We start from the raw sequence: 6,181 nt of genomic DNA on the forward strand, positions 1-6,181 counted from the left end.
CACCCTCAAACAAGTCAACAGCACAAAATAAAAATTCTCAAAAAATCATACATACTATTGAATTTAAAAGGGAATTTGAAATCAGTCGTATAAATTAACGGATTTTAACGCTTTCGCAGCCGCACGGTAAAAGCCGGGGCTTTCCTTTTCACGAAGAGAGCGCTTCCCTGGCCGTTGCAGACCTTGTGCCTTCCCATTCTCATTCGGAAGACGGGCTGAAACGGGCGACCAAAGCATGCGCATTGCCGGGATAGGTAAAGCGCACATAGGTGACGGCGCCCGAATGACTCCAGGTACGCCGCTCCACCACAAGACAGGCCTCCCTGTCGGAGATACCGAGCAGGCGTGCGGTTTCCTTTGAGGGTGTTTCAGCACTGATCCGATGTTCGGCATTGCTCCACGGAACATGACCGAGCAACCAGGCTCCGGGCGCAATCTCCGTGAAGTCGGCTTCTGCGGCATCAGGCACGGTCGCCAGATTGACGAGACGCTGCTCGATGCAGAACTCCCTTGGGCCGGCAAAATGGATGCACACGATATCGAGCAGCGATGTATCGATGGCGGCATCGAGGCTTGCGCGATCCTCGCGCTTCGCCGCACGTTGCGTTCGCTTCAGGACCTTAAAGCCATATTCGAGACCGAGGGATTCGACTTCGGCACGGATATCGTGAATTTGGAGAACCGCGGACTGAATTTGCGGTTGGCGAACGAAACTGCCGGATTTCTTGCGGCGCTCAATCAGACCGGACTTGACGAGCTGGCCCATGACCTTGTTGACGGTCATGCGCGAGCAATCGTAGTGGGCGGCGAGATCGACCTCGAAAGGCAATCGATGACCCGGCGGCCATTCTCCCGACACGATCCGGCCCTCGATCTCGCTGAGGATACGCTGGTGCAGGGTTTGCCCGGCCAATGCTTTCGTCACGTCCGCAATGCCTTCCGACGGCTCGATCTTGTTCCTGCCGAGCGCATATCAGCTCTCGACAAGTTCGGCCATGACCTCGTTGAAACGTTCCGATATTTCACGGCGCTGGAGATGCCGACCCGATTGTACCAGTTTTTTGCCGCGAACCCAGACGGAATCAATCTGGACGCCACTCGCAAATATCCACTGATCCAAAATCTGCGATGCCGGAAGATAGGGAACAGCCGAGACATCAAGCGCGACAAAATCGGCGCTTTTCCCCTCTTCGATTTCATGTCGCGATGCGAGCGCCCTGCTACCGCCTTCAAGTGCCTGCCGAAAGAGTTTTTCACCCGTGGAGCGGCCGGCATCGGCAATGACATTGCGCGCCCGAAGCGACAGGCGCTGCGAATATTCAAGCATCCGCAATTCTTCCGGCACGGAAATCAGAATATTGGAATCGGAACCGACACCGTAATGGCCACCCTGCGCGATGAAATCCGGTGCGGGAAAAATGCCGTCGCCTAGATTGGCCTCGGTGATGGGGCAGAGACCGGCAATGGCGCCGCTTTTGGCCATACGACGCGTTTCGGCTTCGGTCATATGCGTCGCATGGATAAGGCACCAGCGATCATCGACGGTCGCATTCTCCAGAAGCCACTCCACCGGCCGTGCGCCGGAAAAGGCGAGCGAATCCTCGATTTCCTTTACCTGTTCCGCGACGTGAACATGGATCGGGCCGCCTTTTGCCAAAGGCTCAATCGCCGCCAGCTCGTCGCCGGTCACGGCGCGCAGGCTATGCGGAGCGATGCCGAGCATGGCACCCGGCAGCCCATCTACGACGGCTTGTGCACCGTGCATCAGCCTTTCGTAACTGTCGAGCGAATGAATGAAGCGTTTCTGCCCGTCGATCGGTGCCTGGCCGCCAAAACCTGAATGCGCGTAAAACACCGGCAGCAATGTCAGGCCGATCCCCGTTTGCGCGGCCGCCGCACCAATGCGTTCGGCCATTTCGGCGATGTTGCCGTAATGCGAGCCGTCCCTGTCATTATGCAGATAATGAAATTCACCGACCCGCCCGAAACCGGCCTCCAGCATTTCCATATAGAGCTGGGCGGCAACCGCCTCGACATGGTCAGGCGTCATCGACAGCGCAAACTTGTACATGACGGTGCGCCAGCTCCAGAAACTGTCGTCGGCAGGCCCGCGAATTTCAGCGAGACCGGCCATGGCCCGCTGAAAGGCATGGCTGTGGAGATTGGGCATGGCCGGGACGATGACAGCATGCCGCTCATCCTGCGGCTGCGCGGAAACGCCGGTTTCGACCGATAAGACAGCGCCGTCCCTGCAGACAATGCGAACATCCTGCGCCCACCCGTCATTCAGAAGCACTGCGCCCGCGTGAATTGCCGTCATGCCACCCTCTCCTCTTGGTCTTTTCCGGCAAGGCCCGTTTCGAACATGAAATTGCGGCTTGCCAAGCTCATTATTATGTATATACATTTGGCACATAAAAGAAAGGCGAAAAGCAAATGCCAGGGAACAAATCTGCAAAGGGAATGGCGCCGGAAAACGTCACATCACTGTGGCGCAATGCTCGGCTCGCGACATTCAACCCTTCCATGGAGGGCATCGGCGCAATCGAAAATGCCACCATTGCCGTGCGCGGCGGCCGCATTGTTTTTGCCGGGCCTGAAAGCGATCTGCCCGCCGAAGTGTCCACGGCCGACGAGACAATCGACTGCGACGGTCGCTGGATCACCCCGGCCTTCATCGACTGCCACACCCATCTGGTGTTCGGCGGCAATCGCGCCATGGAATTCGAGATGCGACTGAATGGTGCGACCTATGAGGAAATCGCCAAAGCCGGCGGTGGCATCGTGTCTTCCGTGCGTGATACGCGCGCTCTTTCAGAAGACGCCCTGCTTGCACAGGCGCTGCCGCGCCTCGACACGCTGCTGGCCGAGGGCATTTCAACCATCGAAATCAAATCCGGTTACGGTCTCGATATCGAAACCGAACTTAAAATGCTGCGCGTCGCCCGCAAGCTCGAGACCCTGCGTCCCGTGCGGATCGTCACCAGCTATCTGGCCGCACATGCGGCACCCGCCGAATATAAGGGCCGCAACGCCGATTATATTACGGATGTGGTTCTACCGGGGCTGGACAAGGCCCAGGCCGAGGGGCTGGTGGATGCGGTGGACGGTTTTTGCGAGGGCATCGCCTTTTCCGTCGAGGAAATGACCCGGGTTTTCGAAAAGGCAAAACAGCTGGGGCTTCCGGTCAAGCTGCATGCCGAACAGCTTTCCAATCTCGGCGGCACCGCGTTGGCGGCATCCTACGGCGCACTTTCCGCCGATCATCTGGAATATCTTGATGAAGCGGGTGCAAAGGCGCTGGCGACGGCGGGAACGGTGGCCGTGCTTCTGCCCGGCGCTTTTTATGCACTCCGGGAAAAACAGGCTCCTCCCGTTCAGGCCCTGCGCGATGCGGGCGCCGATATCGCACTTGCGACCGATTGCAATCCCGGCACCTCGCCGCTCACATCCCTGCTGCTGACCATGAATATGGGCGCGACGCTTTTCCACATGACGGTGGATGAGTGCCTGACGGCGGCGACGCGCAATGCCGCAAAGGCGCTTGGCCTGCTTGCCGAAACAGGCACGCTGGAAGCGGGAAAATCTGCCGATTTCGCCATCTGGGACATCGAACGCCCGGCCGAGCTTGTCTACCGCATCGGTTTTAATCCGCTCCATGCCCGCATCTTTAAGGGACAGAAGGTTTACCCATGACTATCACGCTTCACCCCGGCAACGTCACCCTTGCCGAACTTGCCGCGATCTACTGGGACAACGGCACGGCCAAACTCGACCGATCGTTCGATGCCGGCATAAAAAAAGCGGCGGCACGCATCGCCGAAATCGCAGCCGGCAATGCGCCGGTTTATGGCATCAATACCGGTTTCGGCAAGCTCGCTTCCATCAAGATCGACGCAGCCGATGTGGCAACGCTGCAGCGTAACCTCATCCTGTCGCATTGCTGCGGCGTCGGAGCGCCACTTCCCGAAAATGTCGTGCGGCTGATCATGGCGCTGAAGCTGATTTCGCTCGGTCGCGGCGCATCCGGCGTACGGCTGGAGCTGGTGCGGTTGATCGAGGGTATGCTGGAAAAGGGTGTCATCCCTTCCATCCCGGAAAAGGGTTCGGTTGGCGCCTCCGGCGATCTCGCGCCGCTTGCCCATATGGCCGCCGTGATGATGGGCGAAGGCGAGGCCTTTTATGAAGGAGCGCTTCTGCCCGCCGGCGAAGCACTCGCCAAAGCCGGGCTGACCCCGGTCGTTCTCGCCGCCAAGGAAGGGCTGGCGCTGATCAACGGCACGCAGACCTCGACGGCGCTGGCACTCGCCGGTCTTTTCCGCGCCCACCGCGCGGCACAGGCGGCACTGATTACCGGCGCGCTGTCCACTGATGCCGCAATGGGTTCTTCCGCCCCCTTCCATCCCGACATTCACACATTGCGCGGCCATAAGGGCCAGATCGATGCGGGCGCTGCGCTGCGTAACCTGCTGGAAGGATCCGAAATCCGTGTCAGCCATATCGAAGGTGACGAGCGTGTTCAGGATCCCTATTGCATTCGCTGCCAGCCACAGGTGGATGGCGCCTGTCTCGATCTTCTGAGACAGGTGGCCCGCACGCTTGAAATCGAAGCCAATGCGGTGACGGACAATCCGCTGGTGCTTTCCGACAATTCCGTCGTGTCCGGCGGCAATTTCCACGCCGAACCGGTGGCCTTTGCTGCCGATCAGACGGCGCTCGCCATCTGCGAAATCGGCGCGATCGCGCAGCGCCGCGTGGCGCTTCTGGTCGATCCGGCCCTCTCCTATGGCCTGCCCGCCTTTCTTTCGAAGAAACCGGGGCTGAATTCCGGTCTGATGATCGCCGAAGTCACGTCTGCCGCACTGATGAGCGAGAACAAGCAGATGGCGCATCCGGCCTCCGTGGATTCGACACCAACCTCGGCCAACCAGGAAGACCATGTGTCCATGGCCTGCCATGGCGCGCGCCGCCTGCTGCCCATGACGGAAAATCTTTTTGCCATCCTTGGCATTGAAGCGCTTTCGGCCGTTCAGGGTGTCGAGCTGCGCGGACCGCTGAAAACCAGTCCCGAGCTGCAAAAGGCAATCGCCGTGCTGCGTCAGGCGATCCCTTCGCTTGAAGAGGACCGCTATATGGCGCCGGATTTGAAGGCGGCATCCGATCTGATTGCCACCGGCGCTCTGGTTTCCGCTATTTCGGAAGGCATTCTGCCGAAGCTGGAGGTGTAAGATGCGCGTCTTCGACATTGAAGAAGGCTCATCGCCGGTCATTCTCGGCCTGCCCCACACCGGCACAGATGTTCCCACGGAAATCTGGCAACGCCTGAATGACAATGGCAGGGTACTCGCCGATACCGACTGGCATATTCATGACCTCTATGCGGGCCTGCTCCCCGATGTAACGACGGTCCGTGCCACCTTTCATCGTTACGTGATCGACGCCAACCGCGATCCCGAAGGCGTCAGCCTCTATCCGGGGCAAAACACCACCGGCCTCGTTCCAGACACCGATTTCGACGGCAAGCCGATCTGGAATGAGGGACAGGAACCCGATCAGGACGATATCGCCGCCCGGCTGGAAACCTTTCACGCGCCCTATCACGCGGCGCTGGCGGCGGAAATCGAGCGGGTGAAGGCAATCCACGGCATAGCCATCCTCTATGACTGCCATTCCATCCGCTCGCATATCCCCTTCCTGTTTGAAGGCAAGCTGCCGGATTTCAATATCGGCACCGATATGGGCAAGACCTGCGACCCGGCCATCGAAAAAATAGCCGTGGAAGTGACCGCTGCCGCAGAGGGTTACGACAGCATTCTGAACGGGCGTTTCAAAGGCGGCTGGACAACGCGCCATTATGGAAAGCCGGAAGCGGGCGTGCACGCCATTCAGATGGAGCTGGCCCAATCCACCCATCTTGTCAGCGAGACGCCGCCCTTTGCTTATGACGTGCAAAAGGCCGAACGCCTGCGCGGCCATCTCAAGACCATTCTGACACGTCTCGAAAATTTCGCGCTTGCGACAAAAGGATAAGGGGAAATCACATGAACAATCCGCGCCACAACATCCGCGACGTCCGCGCGCCAAAGGGCATTGAGCTCAACACAAAGAGCTGGATGACCGAAGCGCCGCTGCGCATGCTGATGAACAATCTCGATCCTGACGTGGCCGAGAACCCGCATGA

At 59.1% G+C, this 6,181-nt stretch carries 6 protein-coding genes; 4 read left to right on the forward strand and 2 right to left on the reverse strand.

Annotated elements, in window-relative coordinates:
* Nucleotides 1–199 precede the first annotated feature (199 nt).
* Together hutC and AC1ROR_RS23600 are read right to left on the reverse strand one after the other, a co-directional pair.
* The gene (hutC, locus tag AC1ROR_RS23595) at nucleotides 200–925 is read right to left on the reverse strand and encodes a histidine utilization transcriptional repressor HutC (protein ID WP_498590922.1); all 726 of its coding nucleotides are present in this window, start codon (nucleotides 923–925) and stop codon (nucleotides 200–202) included.
* A 48-nt stretch (nucleotides 926–973) separates the two neighbouring features.
* Complete coding sequence (locus AC1ROR_RS23600) at nucleotides 974–2,320, reverse strand: formimidoylglutamate deiminase (protein ID WP_035228689.1); 1,347 nt, start codon at nucleotides 2,318–2,320, stop codon at nucleotides 974–976.
* 116 nt (nucleotides 2,321–2,436) lie between these two features.
* Between AC1ROR_RS23600 and hutI the strand changes: the two genes are divergently transcribed.
* From hutI to AC1ROR_RS23620, 4 genes are all read left to right on the forward strand, one after another.
* Complete coding sequence (hutI, locus tag AC1ROR_RS23605; protein WP_498590923.1) at nucleotides 2,437–3,696, forward strand: imidazolonepropionase; 1,260 nt, start codon at nucleotides 2,437–2,439, stop codon at nucleotides 3,694–3,696.
* Nucleotides 3,693–5,228, forward strand: coding sequence for a histidine ammonia-lyase (gene hutH / locus AC1ROR_RS23610; RefSeq protein ID WP_498590924.1), 1,536 nt, complete (start codon nucleotides 3,693–3,695; stop codon nucleotides 5,226–5,228). Before hutI ends, hutH begins: the two co-directional genes overlap by 4 nt.
* Nucleotide 5,229: 1 nt before the next feature.
* Nucleotides 5,230–6,030 (forward strand): N-formylglutamate deformylase, encoded by an 801-nt coding sequence (gene hutG, locus AC1ROR_RS23615; protein WP_498590925.1) that lies wholly within the window; start codon nucleotides 5,230–5,232, stop codon nucleotides 6,028–6,030.
* A gap of 11 nt (nucleotides 6,031–6,041) precedes the next feature.
* Nucleotides 6,042–6,181 (forward strand): hypothetical protein (locus AC1ROR_RS23620; protein ID WP_498590640.1); only part of this gene is annotated, 140 nt, incomplete at its 3' end.

The organism is Agrobacterium sp. GW821-FHT14E08 (assembly GCF_058803865.1).